General features: G+C 49.9%; 15 protein-coding genes. 3 read left to right on the forward strand and 12 right to left on the reverse strand.

Features of this window, described 5'->3' with window-relative positions; all coding sequences use genetic code 11:
- Positions 1 to 10: 10 nt before the first annotated feature.
- Positions 11 to 1,426, reverse strand: coding sequence for a S41 family peptidase (locus V5J77_RS20090; protein WP_338552611.1), 1,416 nt, complete (start codon positions 1,424 to 1,426; stop codon positions 11 to 13).
- 313 nt (positions 1,427 to 1,739) lie between these two features.
- Here V5J77_RS20090 and V5J77_RS20095 point away from each other — a divergent pair, with 313 nt between their 5' ends.
- Entirely contained in the window at positions 1,740 to 2,537 is a 798-nt protein-coding gene (locus tag V5J77_RS20095) for a Cof-type HAD-IIB family hydrolase (RefSeq protein ID WP_338552613.1), read from the forward strand.
- Positions 2,538 to 2,917: 380 nt separating this feature from the next.
- Here V5J77_RS20095 and V5J77_RS20100 read toward each other — a convergent pair whose 3' ends face one another.
- From V5J77_RS20100 to cysT, 4 genes are read right to left on the reverse strand one after another with little or no spacing between them, the layout of a single operon-like run.
- Positions 2,918 to 3,985 (reverse strand): sulfate ABC transporter substrate-binding protein, encoded by a 1,068-nt coding sequence (locus tag V5J77_RS20100; protein ID WP_338552614.1) that lies wholly within the window; start codon positions 3,983 to 3,985, stop codon positions 2,918 to 2,920.
- 44 nt (positions 3,986 to 4,029) lie between these two features.
- Complete coding sequence (locus V5J77_RS20105; RefSeq protein ID WP_338552615.1) at positions 4,030 to 5,094, reverse strand: ABC transporter ATP-binding protein; 1,065 nt, start codon at positions 5,092 to 5,094, stop codon at positions 4,030 to 4,032.
- A 3-nt stretch (positions 5,095 to 5,097) separates the two neighbouring features.
- Positions 5,098 to 5,895 carry a sulfate ABC transporter permease subunit gene (locus V5J77_RS20110; RefSeq protein WP_338552616.1) on the reverse strand — a complete coding sequence of 266 codons (798 nt, stop codon included), beginning with the start codon at positions 5,893 to 5,895 and terminating at the stop codon, positions 5,098 to 5,100.
- Positions 5,892 to 6,698: a sulfate ABC transporter permease subunit CysT gene (cysT, locus tag V5J77_RS20115; protein ID WP_338556941.1), complete on the reverse strand. Its 807-nt coding sequence runs from the start codon at positions 6,696 to 6,698 to the stop codon at positions 5,892 to 5,894. Before cysT ends, V5J77_RS20110 begins: the two co-directional genes overlap by 4 nt.
- A 518-nt stretch (positions 6,699 to 7,216) precedes the next feature.
- Between cysT and V5J77_RS20120 the strand changes: the two genes are divergently transcribed.
- Positions 7,217 to 8,578 carry a DJ-1/PfpI family protein gene (locus V5J77_RS20120; protein ID WP_338552617.1) on the forward strand — a complete coding sequence of 454 codons (1,362 nt, stop codon included), beginning with the start codon at positions 7,217 to 7,219 and terminating at the stop codon, positions 8,576 to 8,578.
- Positions 8,579 to 8,703: 125 nt separating this feature from the next.
- Here the strand turns inward: V5J77_RS20120 and V5J77_RS20125 are convergent, their stop codons facing one another.
- Both V5J77_RS20125 and V5J77_RS20130 read right to left on the reverse strand, forming a co-directional pair.
- Positions 8,704 to 9,339 (reverse strand): YigZ family protein, encoded by a 636-nt coding sequence (locus V5J77_RS20125; protein WP_338552618.1) that lies wholly within the window; start codon positions 9,337 to 9,339, stop codon positions 8,704 to 8,706.
- 25 nt (positions 9,340 to 9,364) lie between these two features.
- Positions 9,365 to 10,714, reverse strand: coding sequence for a glucose-6-phosphate isomerase (locus V5J77_RS20130; protein ID WP_338552619.1), 1,350 nt, complete (start codon positions 10,712 to 10,714; stop codon positions 9,365 to 9,367).
- A gap of 228 nt (positions 10,715 to 10,942) precedes the next feature.
- Here V5J77_RS20130 and V5J77_RS20135 point away from each other — a divergent pair, with 228 nt between their 5' ends.
- The gene (locus V5J77_RS20135; protein ID WP_338552620.1) at positions 10,943 to 11,839 is read left to right on the forward strand and encodes an NAD(P)-dependent oxidoreductase; all 897 of its coding nucleotides are present in this window, start codon (positions 10,943 to 10,945) and stop codon (positions 11,837 to 11,839) included.
- A gap of 256 nt (positions 11,840 to 12,095) precedes the next feature.
- On the opposite strand, the gene V5J77_RS20140 is transcribed toward V5J77_RS20135, so the two are convergent.
- From V5J77_RS20140 to V5J77_RS20160, 5 genes are all read right to left on the reverse strand, one after another.
- Positions 12,096 to 12,653: a DUF420 domain-containing protein gene (locus V5J77_RS20140; protein WP_338552621.1), complete on the reverse strand. Its 558-nt coding sequence runs from the start codon at positions 12,651 to 12,653 to the stop codon at positions 12,096 to 12,098.
- A 503-nt stretch (positions 12,654 to 13,156) separates the two neighbouring features.
- Positions 13,157 to 13,474: a pyrimidine/purine nucleoside phosphorylase gene (locus V5J77_RS20145; RefSeq protein WP_338552622.1), complete on the reverse strand. Its 318-nt coding sequence runs from the start codon at positions 13,472 to 13,474 to the stop codon at positions 13,157 to 13,159.
- A gap of 30 nt (positions 13,475 to 13,504) precedes the next feature.
- Positions 13,505 to 15,523 (reverse strand): transketolase, encoded by a 2,019-nt coding sequence (gene tkt / locus V5J77_RS20150; RefSeq protein WP_338552623.1) that lies wholly within the window; start codon positions 15,521 to 15,523, stop codon positions 13,505 to 13,507.
- 239 nt (positions 15,524 to 15,762) lie between these two features.
- Positions 15,763 to 16,653 carry a formyltetrahydrofolate deformylase gene (gene purU, locus V5J77_RS20155; protein ID WP_338552624.1) on the reverse strand — a complete coding sequence of 297 codons (891 nt, stop codon included), beginning with the start codon at positions 16,651 to 16,653 and terminating at the stop codon, positions 15,763 to 15,765.
- 65 nt (positions 16,654 to 16,718) lie between these two features.
- The gene (locus V5J77_RS20160; RefSeq protein WP_338552625.1) at positions 16,719 to 17,837 is read right to left on the reverse strand and encodes a deoxyribonuclease IV; all 1,119 of its coding nucleotides are present in this window, start codon (positions 17,835 to 17,837) and stop codon (positions 16,719 to 16,721) included.
- Positions 17,838 to 17,856 lie beyond the last annotated feature (19 nt).

The raw sequence follows: 17,856 nt of genomic DNA on the forward strand, positions 1-17,856 counted from the left end.
GCGGCCAAGCTTATTTTTTCAACCGTTCTATGCCTCGTTGCAGTTGGGTATCTTCCTTATCCAGCTTTTCCTTAAGCAGCTCGACGATTTTGTACGCCGTCTTATCATTAAGCGATCCTGTGATGTCAAGCTTCTCCGCCTTCTGAAAAGCGCGCATCGCTGCCTCCGTCTGCTTATCGAACAAGCCGTCTGTGCCGACGGACGCATAACCAAGCTCCTTGAGCATAGATTGCAGCGTCTTGACGTCTTCGCCGTAGCTGCCATTTTTCAGCTCGCTGCCCATCGGAAGCGGACGCAAGCTTGCATAGGCAGGCAGGCTGACAACCTCATTAGGCATGACGCCAACCTTGTGAATCCACGTGCCAGCAGGTGTTTTCCACTGCGCCTCGGTCAAGCTGAGCACCGAGCCATCCTTAAACTGCTCAAACGCCTGTACGACGCCTTTGCCATACGTTTTCTCGCCAATGACCGTTGCTCCCGCCGACTCCTTGAGAGCGGCGGTCAACACCTCACTAGCGCTTGCTGACTGGCCGTTCACAAGTACGACGATAGGAAGCGTCCACTCCTCCTTCTGCGTCGATTTATAAACAACCGGATTGCTTTCCTCCTTATAAACGACCTCCAGAATGACTTTCCCCTTCGGTATAAGCTTGCTGCCAATCGCAATCGTCGGCTGCAGCAGGCCGCCCGGATTGGAACGAAGATCGAGCAGCAGCTTCGTCATGCCCTGCTCCTTCAGCTTCGTTACCGCTTCGTCAAATTCGGTAGCTGTCTTCTGGGCAAAGCGGCTAATCGTAATATGGCCGATACCATCCTCCAGCAGCTTTGAGGTAACGGTATACACCGGAATCGCCTCACGCTTAAGCGTGATTTCGATAGGCTCCGCCTCTGCCGCGCGCTGCAATGTCAGCTTCACCTCGGTACCAGCCTTACCGCGCATAAGTGAGATTAGATCCTGAAACTTAATTTCCTTCGTCTCTTTGCCATCAACGGCCATAATAATATCTCCGGCTTGCACGCCACCGCGTTCGGCTGGGGCACCAGGTGTCAGCGCTTGAATGATGAACTGACCGTCCTGTTCGCGCACCTCTGCCCCTACTCCGGAAAATTCGCCTTCATAGCCTTGCGTGTAGGCATCGCCCTGCTCCTCAATTAAATAGCGAGAATACGGATCTTCCAGCGAGGCCACCATTCCCTCGGATGCGCCATTGATCAAATCCTCTCCGTCCGCTCCATTTAAATATTTATCCATAATGGTATTATAGGATACCGCAAAGTTCTGAAACGCAGGCTCCTTCAGCATTGGATACCGATGCCCCATCCAGAGCCACCCCACTGCGAATCCAAAAACCATAAATAATATAGCCCCAACCAGACCAATTAACAGCACTCTGCGCCGTGCAGCAGCATGTGTAAAATACCTCAACTCGTCATCTCCCCAGGTTCAACTCTCATCCGCTTTCTTTTACTGTATCTTATTGAAGGGGGATGGAGCAAATTTTCACAAAAGCATGTGCTATGCTTCCCAGTCCAAGCCGCTTTAATCGCCCATTCCTTATGTACATGATCCCCCATCTTAGCTTCATCCTTGCCCATCCTCTCTCTATCCATTCTTTAAAAGCCCCTTCTATTATACAGGAAAAGCAGGTGATCGCTTGTACAGATGCCGATTTTTCGCTACAATCAACCTAGCTTATGCACACGATAAAGAGGCTTGGAGAGGGGAACAAACTGTCATTATGTATAAACTAATTGCAATTGATGTGGATGATACGCTGTTGAACGATGAATTAGTTGTCACTGAAGGAACGAAACGCGCCATGGAGGAAGCGATAGCCAAAGGCGTTACCGTGACGCTGGCTACCGGAAGAATGTACGCTTCGGCCAGACAAATTGCGGAGCAAATTCAGCTTAATGTGCCAATCATTACGTATCAAGGCTCGCTCGTCAAGACGCTGCTCGATGGCAAGGTGCTTTATGAGCGCAGCGTGCCTACGGATGCCGCTAAGGAGCTGTATGCTTTTACCGAAAAGCATGGCCTGCATTTGCAGCTTTATGTCGATGACCAGCTGTTCGTGAAGGAAGCGAATGAAAAGGCGCTTATGTATTCGCGTCTTTCCAAAATCCCTTACACAGTAGCACCGGATTTCGAGCAGCTTCTGGAGGAGCCGAATACAAAAATGCTCATTATTGATGAGCCGGACTATCTCGATGAAATTGCTGAGCAGCTCAAGGCTCTGATCGGCGACCGCGTGCATATTACGAAATCCAAAGCTCATTATTTAGAGTTTATGCACAAAGAAGGAACAAAAGGACATGCGCTGCGTTTTATGGCTGAGCATCTTGGCTGCACGATGGATCAGACGATTGCAATTGGCGATGCGTGGAATGATCATGAGATGATTGAAGCAGCTGGACTTGGCGTAGCAATGGCTAATGCGATTCCGGCGCTGAAAGAGGTCGCTAATTATGTGACGCTTAGCAATAATGATGAGGGCGTTCGTCACGTATTTGAAAAATTCGTTTTGAACTCGTAAGGGATAGGAGCTGGTGAGATCGGATTCTGCGCTGCGTGAGAAGGTAGGGGCTCCGATCGTCATTGCTGTGGAATTTCTTCGATTAGCCGACAACGGCTGAAATTCCACAGCAAAAACGAACACTTCGTTTCTCCACCCCCACCTTCTCACTCCGCTTCGACCCACTCACCTGTACAACCTTAAAGCGTTTACCGATTTTTTGAGGGCAATAAAACAAACCGTGGAGCTGGCTCATTCGATAGCCAAATCCACGGTTTGTTTTTCTTTAATGATTTAGAGAACAATTTGCTTGAAAAATCAAGCGTTAGAGTTAACACAAGACACTAACAACAGGCCTTAACAGAAGGCAATATTGCATTCAACTGCAAATTTGATTGCGTTTAAATTCCCGCAAGCACTTGGTACCAGATTCCTTTTTTGGAATAGAGCGTCTTCTTTACCTCGGGCCAGCCGCCAAGGTAGCTGATGTCGAATAATTGCTGAGGCACGATGTATTTGCTCGCGCTCTCCTTGGCTATCGTCTCGTTAACCGGACGGAAGCCGTAATCGACAAGCACACGCTGCGCTTCGTCGCTGTGCAAATAATGGATGAACGCTTCGGCCACCTCGCGTGTGCCGTGCTTGTCTACATTTTTGTCTACAACCGTCGCCGGGTTTTCAATTAGAATCGTGCTTTTCGGCACGACGATATGATAGTCCTTACCCTGCTTAATGCGCGCCAGCAGCTCGTTCTCATACGTCACGATCACGTCGCCAACACCATATTCGAACGCCGCCATAGAAGCACGGCCGCTTTTATCGAGCGATTCCACGTTGGCATGAACAGCCTTGAGAAAGTTTTTTGCATAGGCCGGGTCTTTAGTTCCCGTCTCTTCCTCCGACTGCTTCAAACCAGCACCGTAGATCGCATTAATGTCCCACTGAGCGCCGCCAGATGTTTTTGGATTCGGATAGACGACCTTCACTCCGCTGTGAGTAAGATCAGACCAATCCTGAATGTTCAGCGGATTGCCCTCGCGTGTGCCAAGCACAACAATCGACTTGGTCACGAACTCGCCGTCCGCTTGCTCCTTCCAATTCGGATCAATAAGTCCCGCATCGGCAATTTTATTGACGTCGCCTTCCATCGCCAGCACGGCAACGTCGGCATTAAATCCGCCTATAATGGCGCGCGCTTGCGTACCAGAGGCTTCATAGGATTCCTGAAATACAACCTTTTGTCCCGTTTGCTGCAGCCAGTAAGCCTGGAATTGCGGCAAAATTTCGGCGAAAGCATCCTTCACTATGGAGTATGCACCAATGACAAGCGTGACATCGCCGTTTGGAACGGAGGATTCCACCGCCGGGTCATTGTCTTGCGCTTCGCCGCAGCCCGCTGCAACAAGCAGCAGGGAGACGGCAAGCAGCAAGGCGAGCAAACGGCGGCTTGTTGTCTGATTAGCATTCATAATGGCATACAACTCTTTCTGCTCGATGTTCTCTTATCAAGCTATTAGATATGAATTGGCATTGGATCTTCCTTCAGGCTGTTCTCCTGAATCCAGCTTTCCTGATCATTAAATAAATAGGCACGATGCACCAGCACTTGAACGCGGTCGCCCGGCTGCAAGACATCCTTCTCCAGCGAACGATAGGTGACAAGCTTAACCGAGCCTACCTCAAGCTCAACCAGCCACTCGCTGCCGCGGAAATGAATATGCTTGACGCTTGCTTCCAGAGCGGCAGATGCAAGACGAATTTCGCCCGGCTTGCCGATTTCAATATATTCGGGACGGATGAGCGCCTTCGTACCGGGCTTGCCAGCAGCAGAGTCAAAGCCCTTCAATACGCCAACATCCTCGACAATTGTCGATTCCCCGATAAAGCTCGCTACGAACGGCGTCTGCGGGTCCTTGTAAATCGCCCATGGCGAGCCCTTCTGCTCCAGCCTGCCCTTGCTGATAATCATAATTTCATCAGCAACCTCAATTGCCTCATCCTGGTCATGCGTGACGAAAATCGACGTAATACCGACGCGCTCAATCATTTCCTTGAGCCAAGTGCGAAGCTCCGTGCGGATTTTCGCATCAATTGCCGCGAACGGCTCATCGAGCAGCAGCAGCTGCGGCTCAGGAGCGAGTGCTCTAGCGAAGGCGACACGCTGACGCTGGCCTCCCGAAAGCTGGTGGGCATAACGATGCTCAAAGCCCTTCAGACCTGTAAGCTCAACAAGCGTCATAACACGCTCGCGAATTTGTTCTTTGGTTTGCTTTTTCACCTTAAGTCCAAAAGCGATATTATCATATACGGTCATATGCTTGAACAGCGCATAATTCTGGAATACAAAGCCAATGCCGCGCTCCTGCGGCGGCAAATCATTGACGCGCTTGCCATGAAATACGATATCGCCCGAGGAAGGCGACTCAAGCCCTGCCAGCATGCGGAGAATTGACGTTTTGCCGCCGCCGCTCGGCCCCAGCAGGCCAATGAGCTGGCCTTTCTTAATATCGAAGCTGACATCCTGCACCGCATGAAAATCCCCGAAGCTTTTGTTTAAATTACGGACTTCAATATGCATGGCTTAATGCACTTCCTTTCGTTTCTTCGCCCATTCCATTAATAGCAGCAATCCTACGGAGAACGCCGCCAGCACGAGCGCAACCCCGTTCGCCGCCACAACATTAAAGTTCTCCACATCCTGATACACGAGCGTCGTTGCCGTCTGCGTCTTATTCATAATGTTGCCGGATACGACGAGGACAGCGCCAAACTCGCCAAGCGAGCGGGCAACCGTCAGCACAACGCCGTAAATGACACCCCAACGAATAGACGGCCATGTTACCTTCCAAAACGTATACCATGAGTATGCGCCAAGCGTAGACGCCGCTTCCTCCTGCTGAGCTCCGATTTCCTGCAATACGGGAAGCACCTCACGCACCATGAGCGGGAAGGTGACGAACAGCGTTGCAAGCACCATGCCTGGCAAGGCGTAGACGATTTTAAAGCCCGACGCTTCAAAAAACGTTCCAATAACGGTGCTAGGCCCAAGAATAAGAACAATCATCAAACCGCCGATAACCGGAGACACCGCAAACGGCAGGTCTACCAAGCTGTTCAGCAGGCGCTTAATACGCGGCCCGATCCATTTTGCCCGTACCAGATAAAGCGCAAGCATGACTCCAAAAAGCGTGTTTAATGCAGTTACAATAACGACGATTAATGCGGTCATTTTGAGGGCATGAAGCGACTGCTGCCTTAGCAGCCCTTCTGTAAAGCCGCTCCAGCCCTCTGCCCAGGACCCGCGCACGATTTCGACAAGCGGTATGATAAGTAGAAGTATAAATACGACGTAAGTGAGCGTAATCCATAGCTTTCTCATTGGCCCGGCCTCCTGGATTGAATCAGGTTAACCGTCCACAAGATGAAGAAGGATAAGGTGAGCAAAATAACGGAAACCGCCGCCGCCCCCTGCGGATTATCGCTTTCGATTTCCCCAAAAATATAAACCGATGCAATGAGCGTCTTGCCGGGAATGTTGCCCGCTACTAGCACAACTGCACCAAACTCGGCTATGCCGCGCGAGAATGCCAGCATCGCTCCACTTATAATACCTGGAAGCATCGAAGGTAAAATAATGCGAAAAAACGTCAGCGCTCTTGAAGCGCCCATCGTATACGCCGCTTCCTCCTCCGACCGATCCAGCTCCTCCAGCAAAGGCTGTACAGCGCGGATAACGAATGGGAAGGTGACGAACACCATCGCAATAATAATCGCAGGTTCATGGAATACGATATCGAAGCCCAGCTTCGTCGCCAGCTCTCCAACAAAGCTGCGCGGGCCAAGCAGCAGCAAAATCATTAGACCTGCAACCGCGGTCGGCAAAGCAAAAGGCAAGTCGACGAGCGAGTTGAGAAATCTTTTCCCGGGAAATTTATAGCGAATAAGCACCCAGCCAATCATCGTTCCGAGAAAAATGTTGATTATCGTCGCAATAACGGCGAGCCTGACGGTGAGCAGCACCGCTTTCCACGCGAGAGGATCGCTTACGCTTTCCCAAAACGGCTGCCAGCCAAGCGACAGCGATTGCGTGTAAATACCGAATATCGGAATAATAATCAGGATAATAAAATAAAGCATAACCGTGCTTCGGAAGCCGAAGCTCCACCATTTGTTTCGAAACATAGCATTCACGTTGACGTTACCCTCCAGACCATCGACTCGTGTCGTAGGTGAAACCACAGACGAACAGCGAAAAGTAAAAAAGTGAAGAAATGAAGAACAAAAGCATAAAAGATAATCCCTATTAACAAACTTGGTATTATCAATTTAGCAGATCATATTAGTCCAAGTCAATGCTAAATTAGCCTTTTATTTGTAGACTTCAACGGACGGCTGGAAATCGGGGCTGCGCTGCGTGAAGGGAGTGGCCTACGATTACTGTTAAAACATAATCGCCACCCCAAAAAACGAAAAAATTTTCGCATGGATTTCGATTTTCTAACGGACTCCTGCCAAAATAGCTCCTTCGAGTTATTGCTAATTTAGGTGACTGGTCTATAGTTTGGGAGCCCCTTCGACGCTGGTCTAGATTTCCTCCCAACTCGGGACCGAATCCTAAACAGCGGATTGCTGATATTCTACTGTAGGAGGAGAAAACATACGATTTCATCCAACTATCATGAACAATGGGAGAGTAAAAAATGAAAACTGTGCTGAGAATTATCGTTTGCTTGTGTTTGTTAGTTGTGCCTGTAGGTGCTGCTGGAGCCTCCGGGTATATTTATACAATGAATGATGTTATGTCGATTTACGATAAAAACACCCCTTCTCTGCAAAATGTGCAGCAGCCCCCTTACGATTCGAGCAAGCCTACAGTAGCCGTTCTTCTTGCTGCGGAAGTTACCGAGGTTTTTGATTTCTTGGTGCCCTATGAAATGTTTGCGATGACGGAAGCTTATAACGTGTACGGTGTTGCACCTGATCGCAATATCAAGACCTTAACAGGGGGCCTTGATGTTGTGCCGCACTATTCATTCGAAGAAATGGATCGTTTGCTCGGTGGAAGCCCGGATATCATTGTCATTCCATTCATGCCCATACTGGACGAAAACAAGTATGCCCCTGTTCGCGAATGGATAAAAAGGCATAGCAGCGATCAGACGATCCTTCTTTCCATCTGCAATGGGGCGGAGAACTTGGCTAATACCGGCTTGCTGAGCGGTAAAGCTGCTGCGACACACTGGGGTGATATTGGCAGGCTAATCAAGACTTATCCTGATATTGATTGGAAGAAGGATCAGCGATACGTCTCTGACGGCAATATCGTATCCTCAGCGGGTCTTACATCCGGAATTGATGCAACGTTGTATGTGATTTCGCAGCAATTGGGAGAGCCCGCAGCCGCGAAGGTAGCTGCCGAAATGAAGTATCCGTCCTACGCCTACGTGCAAAATCCACAAATGGAGCCCTTCTTAACAGGACTTAGCGATTTAACCTATGTAGTTAACAATGCTTATCAGTGGAATAAAGTTAAAGCGGGCGTCCTGTTATACAACGGTGTAGATGAATTGGCATTGTCAGCGGCATTCGACACGTATTCAGCATCTGGTACAACAAAGACGATAACGGTATCCAGCTTTGATGAGCCAATCATCACCAAGCATCATTTGACTCTGGTTGCAAGAAACTCGATGAATCATGCGCCGAAGCTGGATAAAATGATCGTTGCTGGAGCGGAAGCGCAAACAGAGGCGGAGCAGGACATCGAACGCTGGAGCTCCAGCAACAAGGACACGCCCCTCCTCATGCTGCATGAAGATAAGGCTGAACGGTTTGCTATGGAGCCTGCGTTTGAAGACTTGGCAAAGCAAGAGGATGTGCGTACAGCCCAATTCGCAGCCAAACGTCTGGAATATCGCGCGACCGAGCATCTCAACCTGCAAGGGGCTTCCTTTTCGCTTGAGGCGTTCGCCGTTCCTGCCCTCATTATTCTACTTTCCTTTCTGGCGGCTTTTTATGTAGACAGACGATTTTTTGCAAAACAAACAAAAATGCATAAATAAGCATAAGGTTCTGTTCGCTGCTTTGAGCCGCTTCAGATAACGGCAAAAGCGCCCTATTCATTAGACCCAATGGGGGTATGAATAAGGCGCTTTTTTGCAATTTATACTAGCACATGATGGGGTTATTATTCGCCCTCAATATAATAGACGCTCTCGCCTGCCTCTATCTCGGCCTGGCCCTGCGTGAAATCCGTCATCCACGCGATAAAAGCTTCCGCCTCCGGCTCCACCGGCAAACAGCTGACGATAACGCGGTCCGTAAATTCCGTACCGCCTACCCGTATGCCACGGCCGTGCAGCTCGTTCTCCAGCTTGCCATACCAAGTGTAATCAACGGAAACCCGCACCTCGCGGTGCAGGACGTTGACGATCTCGCCTGCCGCTTCGATTCCAGCAACTGCACCGTCCGTGTAGGCACGGACAAGTCCCCCCGCGCCTAGCATCGTGCCGCCGAAATAGCGGGTGACGACGACGGCGATATTTTTGAGACCCTTGTGCTTAATGACCTCTAAAATTGGCTTGCCCGCCGTACCGCTTGGCTCGCCGTCGTCAGACTGCTTCTGGAATTGGTCACGCTCCCCCACCATATAGGCGGAGCAGTTATGCGTCGCGGTTTTGTGCAGCCGCTTGATCTCGTCAATAAACTGCTGTGCTTCCTCCTCGGTCTCTACTGGCTTTGCATAGCCAATAAATCGGGAGCGCTTGATGACGATTTCGGCATCGGCCTGCTGCCTAACCGTTCGGTAACGTTCAAGCTTCATCAGGAAGGCTGCCCTGAAACGACGCCTACAGGCGCGCTTCCAGCTCCGCTTTCTCCTTCTCGTAGCCCGGTTTGCCAAGCAGCGCGAACATGTTTTTCTTGTATGCTTCTACGCCCGGTTGGTCAAACGGATTTACGCCAAGCAGGTAGCCGCTGATGCCGCAAGCCTTCTCGAAGAAATACACGAGGTAGCCGAAGGTGTATGGCGAGAAATCGGCAATGTTGACGATAAAGTTAGGAACTTGACCGTCTGTATGCGCAAGCAAGGTGCCTTCAAATGCTTTCTTGTTGACGAAATCCATCGTTTTGCCCGTCAGGAAGTTCAGGCCGTCCAAATCCGCATCGTCATGGCCGATGGAAATATGCTCGGACACTTCCTTCACTTGAATAACGGTTTCGAAAATGTTGCGGTTACCCTCTTGGATGAACTGACCCATCGAGTGAAGATCTGTCGAGAAGTCAACAGAGGACGGATAAATTCCTTTGTAGTCCTTGCCTTCGCTCTCGCCAAACAGCTGCTTCCACCACTCCGATACGAAGTGAAGCGAAGGCTCGTAGTTTACGAGAATTTCAGTTGTTTTGCCCTTGCGATACAGCGAGTTGCGGGCAGCCGCATATTGGTAGGCTTCATTTTCAGCCAGATTCGGATTGCTGTATTCTTTGGCAGCGTCAGCCGCGCCTTTCATGATCTCATCAATATCAACGCCAGCTGCTGCGATTGGCAGCAAGCCTACAGCCGTCAATACGGAATAGCGGCCGCCAACGTCATCAGGGATGATGAACGACTCGTAGCCTTCTTCCGTTGCAAGCTTTTTGAGCGCGCCTTGCTGCTTGTCTGTCGTTGCATAAATACGCTTGCGCGCCGCTTCCTTGCCGTATTTTTTCTCCAGCAGTTCACGGAACAGACGGAATGCGATAGCCGGCTCAGTCGTCGTACCGGATTTGGAAATAACGTTGATTGACCAATCGCGGCCTTCAAGCAGCTGTGTCAAATGCGTCACGTAAGTGGAGCTGATGTTGTTGCCGGCAAAAAGCACCTGCGGCGTCTTGCGCTGCTCTTGCGGCAGCAGGTTGTAGAAGGAATGCGACAGCATTTCAATTGCTGCGCGCGCGCCCAAGTAAGAACCGCCGATGCCGATTACGATCAGCACCTCGGAGTCCGATTTAATTTTTTCAGCCGCTTGCTTGATGCGGGCAAATTCTTCTTTGTCATAGTTTTCAGGAAGGTCGATCCAGCCCAGGTAGTCAGAGCCTGCGCCCGTGCCGTTATGTAGTTGGTCATGCGCAAGGCGAACTTGCTGCGTCAAGTTGTCGATCTCATTTTGCCCAATAAAAGTTAGTGCTTTGCTGTAATCGAAATGTACCGTTTTACTCATAAACGAATAAGCCTCCTTAGGAATATGAACGGCATTGCTGCCGTTTTCAAAATATCGTACGATTAGCGGCGGGGCTTCAAGCTTACCCCACTGATAATCAACATCATGTATAGCGTCAAAATCTACAATATCGGATTTAAACTATAAAAACAAGCTTATAACAATGAAATCTTGATGAAGAAGCCGTATAATGTAAGGAAAACGTTAGCCATGGGAGGAACCTTTCGTATGAAAACAGTAGCATTTATCGGACTTGGCGTGATGGGTATGGGAATGGCGGCGAACCTGCTGCGCAAGGGCTATAGCGTCACCGTGTACAATCGTACACCAGGAAAAGCAGCAGCACTTATCGAGCTTGGAGCGACTGAAGCATTAACTCCGGCTGAAGCGGCCGCTAACAACGACGTCGTAATTACAATGATCAGCAATGATCAAGCTGTACGGGACGTTTATTATGGTGAAAATGGGATTTTCACCGCTGTCCGTTCCGGCGCTGTACTGATTGACAGCAGCACCATCTCGCCAAGTCTGGTGCGCGAGCTTGCAGCCACCTCCGAGCAGAAGGGCGCCTCGTTCCTTGATGCCCCGGTTACAGGCAGCAAGCCGGCAGCCGACGCTGGAACGCTTGTATTTATGATTGGCGGCAGCAAGGCGGTGCTGGACGCCAATGATGACATTTTGCTAGCGATGGGCGGCAAGCTCATTTATATGGGCAGCAGCGGCAGCGGCTCCATCGCCAAGCTTGCTCATAATACAATCGTCGGCATCAACGTTGTTGCCTTGACGGAGGGCATGGCGATTGCTGCTAGCGGCGGCCTCGACAGCAGCGCCTTTCTGGAGCTGGTGCAGGCTGGCAGCGCCTCAAGCAAATCAGCCGAGCTTAAGGGCCCTAAGCTGATCAATGCCAACTATGATGTACAGTTCTCACTAGAGCTGATGCTCAAGGACCTCAAGCTGTCCTCTGTGCTGTCTGACAGCCTGCGCGTGCCCACACCGCTGCTTGAGTCGGCGAAAAGCATGTTCCAGGTTGGCGAGTCGATGGGACTGAGCGAGCTGGATATGTGCGCCGTAGCACAAGCCTACGAGCAGTATATCGGGCGCAAGCTTGGCGGCGGCAGCTTGTAAGCTGGCGGAACCTTGCGGTACGTGCATTATGCTCGCCTTGTGTGCTAGGCCTGCGGTACGTGCTAGGCCTGCGGTACGTGCTAGGCCTGCCTTGCTAAGCAAAGCTTAAGCACAAAGCGATAGCAATGGAAATACATGAGTGGCGAGCGCCATTCAAATGCTCCTCTGATTATAAAACCGGGTACAGCTTGTCCTTTCATGTGACAGGCTGTACCCGGTTTTATTTTTGCAAGGCGAAGCGGAAATTCGCTCCTCCTTAATAGTACGGCGAAATCATTAAATAGACGACAACGCCCGTGAAGCTGACATAGAGCCAAATCGGCATCGTCCATCTCGCAATTTTGCGGTGACGCTCCACCTGCATGGAGAGGCCTCTTGCCACAGATAGCAGCGCGAGCGGCACAACGACGATTGCCAGCAAAATATGCGTGATCAGCACGAAGAAATAAATGCTTTTGAGTACCCCTTCACCGCCGTATTTCGTCGATTCAGTCAAATAGTGGTAGGTCACATAGGACACGAGAAACAAAGTCGTTGAGACGAATGCCGCTCCAATAAAACGGCGATGCAGCCTGATGTTCTTTTTGATAATCGCAACTAAAGCTACGACCAGAGCAATAAATGTAAAGCAGTTAAATATCGCATTGAGCAGCGGCAGCAATTTCACATTGAAGCCAAGCTCCCCGTCATAGGCCGGCAGAAAAAACAGCACCGTCACTAGCCCTACAATCACAACGGTCAAAATCGCAATCAACGGCGTATAGTTTTTGTCCGGCAGCAGCTTAAGGCTCTGCTCCTGTTCCCTTTTACTCATCGCTTCTTCCTCCTACAAATATGCTTCATCCTCAAGGTGAAACGGCTGTCGCCTTCCTCTGGCGGCGCGCAGCGTTTCAGTCCGAGAAATATAGAGAAAGCATGGCGATATTATATACTTTCCTATATTTCAAGGTGAAACGTTGTGCGCCTTCCTCTGGCGGCGCACAGCGTTTCAGCCCGAGAAATATAGAGAAAGTGTGGCGAATTAATATACTTTCTCTATATTTCTCTGTAGAAAACAACAGCTTCCTTCCCGATTATGCCATGGCAACGACACCTATTTCAGACGTTTATGTCACAAAAAATCGAACTCTAAGCATGAATTAGAAAAGTTGACACAAATAAAGCTCCTGCCAGTCTAGTATCAGCTTATACATGCGGAGATATAACCATTTTTTGGGAGTTCGTGTTGTTTGGTGAAGTAGACATCGGGCAGTCGATAAACGACGAAAAGGGCAGCCTCGCATATGCGAAGCAGCCCTTTTCGTTGATTTTGGAAGCTTATTCGTAAATGTACGAGCAGCAGTAATCTGCTACCGTCGCAACTTGAAGCTTGAATTTCGTGTTGGCAGGCACAGTGAACTCGCCTTTGCCTTGAATGTGCAGCCACTCCGTCTCTCCTGGAAGCAGCACCTTCAAATCCCCAGCAATAATTTCCATAATTTCTACGCAGTCTGTGCCGAACTCATAGTCGCCTGGCAGCATAATGCCGAGCGTTTTTTTCGTACCATCCGCGAACAAGACAGCGCGGCTCGTTACTTTACCGTCAAAATAAACGTTAGCTTCTTTGACGACCGTTACATTTTCAAATTGAGACATGGCGGGTATAATCTCCTTCTATTTCGAAAATTAAAGTACGGATTTCACTTTGCTTACAACGTTCTCAACCGTAAAGCCATATTCAGCAATGACGCGGTCGCCAGGAGCCGAAGCGCCGAAACGGTCGATACCGATAATCGCGCCTTGATCGCCAACATAACGCTCCCAGCCGAATGGGGAAGCCATTTCGATAGCAACGCGAGCCTTAACCTCAGGCAGCAATACAGAATCTCTGTACGCTTTGTCTTGCTTCTCGAACAGATCCCAGCTCGGAAGGCTGACAACGCGAACTTGAATGCCTTCTTCTGCAAGAGCTTTCTGAGCAGCAACAGCCAGTTGAACCTCGGAGCCTGTAGCAATGATTTGTGCTTGCGGCTTGCCGTCTTTTGCATCGGATACCACGTAACCGCCGCGGCGAATGCCTTCGCGTGCGTTATCTACTGTACCTTCAAGAATCGGCAGGTTTTGACGAGTCAAAACAAGGGCAACTGGGTTGCTCGTGTTCTCAAGCGCATAAGCCCATGCTGCGGAAGTTTCGTTGCCGTCAGCTGGACGAATAACCGTAAGGTCTGGAATGATGCGAATCGAAGCAAGCTGCTCGATTGGCTCATGCGTAGGACCATCTTCGCCGACAGCAATACTGTCATGCGTTAGTACGTAAACAACAGGAAGCTTCATGAGAGCTGCCAGACGAATAGCTGGACGCAGGTAATCGGTAAATACGAAGAACGTACCGCCGAATACTTTCAGACCTGTATGAAGAGCAATACCGTTCATTGCAGCAGCCATGCCGAACTCGCGAACGCCGAAATAAATGTTGCGGCCATCGTAGCTGCCTGGCTTGAATACTGGCAAGCCTTTCAGATGCGTCATTGTCGAGCTTTCAAGGTCAGCGGAGCCGCCAACAAGGCTAGGAACATTTTTCGCTAAACCATTCAGGGCATTACCGGAAGCTACGCGAGTCGATACAGGCTTGTCTTCTGTTGTGTAAACAGGAAGGTCTGCATCCCAGCCAGCTGGCAATGAACCGGAGGTTGCGATTTCGAATTGAGCAGCAAGCTCAGGATTTGCTTTTTTGTATTCGGCAAACAAAGCATCCCATTTCGCATTGGACTCCTCGCCTTGCTTCTTCACAGCCGCGAAGTGTGCGCGAACTTCATCTGGCACGAAGAACTGATTATCTTCATCCCATCCGTAGAACTGCTTAGTCAGCTTCGTTTCTTCAGCACCCAGCGGAGATCCGTGAGGACCAGCATGTCCGCCTTTGCCGCCTTTGTTCGGGCTGCCGTAACCGATAACCGTCTTCACTTCGATCAAAGTCGGTTTAGCATGGTCTTTTTGCGCTTCTGCAACCGCTTTGGACAGAGCATCCAGGTCGTTGCCGTCTTCTACGCGCAGCACTTGCCAGCCATATCCTTCAAAACGCTTCTGAACGCTTTCCGAGAAGGACAAGCTCAGCTCGCCATCAAGGGAAATATCATTTGAGTCATATAGGACAACCAATTTGCCAAGCTGCATGTGACCAGCCATGGAAGCCGCTTCATGCGAAATACCTTCCATCAAATCGCCGTCGCCACAAATCGCATAAGTATAATGGTCGATTACGTTAAAGCCTTCTTTATTATAAGTAGCAGCAAGCTGTGCTTCTGCAAGCGCCATACCAACGCCCATAGCTACGCCTTGTCCGAGTGGACCAGTCGTTGCGTCAACGCCAGCTGTATGGCCAAATTCAGGGTGACCAGGTGTCAGCGAGCCCCATTGACGGAAGTTTTTCAGTTCCTCAATTGGAAGATCGTAGCCGGAGAGGTGCAGCAGGCTGTATAGCAGCATGGAGCCGTGTCCAGCGGAAAGTACGAAACGGTCACGGTTTACCCAAGTCGGGTTAGACGGGTTGTGAACCATGTTTTTAGCGAAAAGCTGATAACCCATTGGAGCTGCACCCATCGGCATGCCTGGGTGTCCAGATTTTGCTTTCTCAATCGCGTCGATCGCAAGTGTACGAATCGTATCAATCGAAAGCTGGTCAACTGATTTTTGAGTAACTGTCATTAGCTTGTTTCCTCCTAAAAATCCATTCTGGTCTTCTTGTTTCAGGTGTTGCTCTCTCTTTAAAAGCATGGCAAGTTGAAACGGCTTTCGCCGCCCGAAAAAGAGCTTTCCTGTGGAAAGCCTGCATTTTTCAACATGCTTATAGGTCTTGCGCAATTGAACACAATGGCTTTGAACATTGTAACACCCGCCAGAGCAGTTTGCCTATTAAAAAATATTGATAAATAACCGCGAAAAACCTAATTAAATACGACCGTCTTGTTATGATGAACGATAATCCGGTCCTCAATATGCCATTTAACTGCACGGGCAAGAACGACGCGCTCAATCGTGCGGCCAATCCGCTTTAAGTCGTCCACATTATCCCTGTGGCTGACCCGCTGCACGTCCTGCTCGATAATTGGACCGCCGTCCAGCTCCTCGGTTACATAATGCGCTGTAGCGCCAATGATTTTCACGCCGCGCTGGTAAGCCTGCGCATACGGCTTGCCGCCAACGAAAGCAGGCAAAAAGGAATGGTGAATATTAATGATGCGATTCGGGAATTGCTCGATAAATTTCGGCGATATAATTTGCATGTAACGGGCTAGCACGATGATGTCCGCTTTATCCGCAACAACCTCCATCTGCTTGCGCTCCGCTTCCGCTTTCGTATCCGCTGTGATCGGAATGTGGTGGTAAGGAATACCGAAGCCTTCCACCATTTCGCGCATATCCGGGTGATTGCTGACGACCATGGCAATATCGGCATCAAGATCACCGGCTTTCCATTGCCACAGCAGCTCCATCAGGCAATGATCTTCCTTGGAAACGAAAATCGCCAGGCGCTTCTTGCGGCTTGCACGAAACGTATGCCATTTCATATCGAAACGGTCGGCAACGCGGGCAAAATCCTCTACTAATACAGGCAGCTCCTGCTCGAGGTCAGTCAAATCGAATTCAAAGCGGATAAAAAACATTCCGCCCTCCGGATTCATTGTGTACTGGTCGGACTGCACAATATTTGCCCCATGCTCGTGTAAAAAATGAGAAACGGCTGCCACGATTCCGGAGCGGTCCGGGCAGGATATAAGCATGCGAGCCCGTCCGCTCTTGGCGGACGACTGCTGCGATATAGATGGTGATGACATGTATTTCAAACTTCCTTCCTTCAACTATTATCTACATTCTATTCATCATTTATAAATGTTTATATTTATAGCACAGCTTTGCCAGCGAACCATGCTGTAATCCGTTGGTTAATTTGCTCTTCCGTCAGCTCTGTCGGCAGTACGCCGCCTTCGATAACGAGGTCGTAAATCCGCTCCATTGGCTCGCGAGGATCAGCCTTTCTCGCTTTGGCATCCGCCTTAAGCAGCTCCCAGGTCGACAGTACAAATGCACGGTCAATGCCTTGCGGTGCCAAAAACTGCTGGAGCTTCGCAACATCCTCCAGAAAGCTGTCGCCAAACCGCTGCCGAACTTCGCCGCGAAGCAAGGCGATTTCTACTTCGTACATCGGACGCTCAGTCTTGGCATCCTTGCCAATCCATGGCGTCTCCAAAACAAATGGACGACCTTTAAGTGCCTCATGATGGACAATGGATTGAATAGCCTCATAGCCCAGATATCCTGAGCCTATCGGCGTATGTCGATCCTTTGCCGCTCCACGAGGATTTTTGCTGTCATTCACGTGAACGACTGCAACTCGGTTAAGTCCTAGCAGCTTGTCAAACTTGTCCAGCACGCCGTCCAAATCATTAATAAGATCGTAGCCTGCATCATGCATATGGCAAGTATCCATACAAATCGTCAGGCGGTTGTTGCTTTGCACCTTATCAATAATTGCTGCCAGCTCTTCAAAGCTGCGGCCAATTTCCGTGCCTTTGCCAGCCATCGTCTCAAGCGCAATGTTAACATTCGTTTCCTTCGTGCCTTCCAGCACGGCATTCAGTCCTTCAGCAATACGACCGATGCCATATTCAGCATCCTTGTCAGTATAAGCGCCCGGATGCAGCACAATGTTCTGCACACCGATAGCAGCGGTACGACGGATTTCCTCCTGCAAAAATTCAACAGCCAGATTATAGGTGCTGTCCTTGTAGGAGCCGAGATTGACAATGTACGGAGCATGTACAATGATCTCATCAATATCAGCTGTTTGCATCAATGCTTTGCCTTCTTCAATATATAGCGTGTCAATCGGCTTTCTTCGCGTATTCTGCGGTGCGCCGGTATAAATCATAAATGTGCTGGAGCCGTAGGAAATAGCCTCCGTTGCTGCTGTCTGCAGCCCTTTGTCCGAAAATGAAACATGGGAACCGATTTTCAACATCGTTACATAACGCCCCTTT

This window comes from Paenibacillus sp. KS-LC4, from assembly GCF_036894955.1.
In the GTDB taxonomy this organism is placed as follows: Bacteria; Bacillota; Bacilli; order Paenibacillales; family Paenibacillaceae; genus Pristimantibacillus.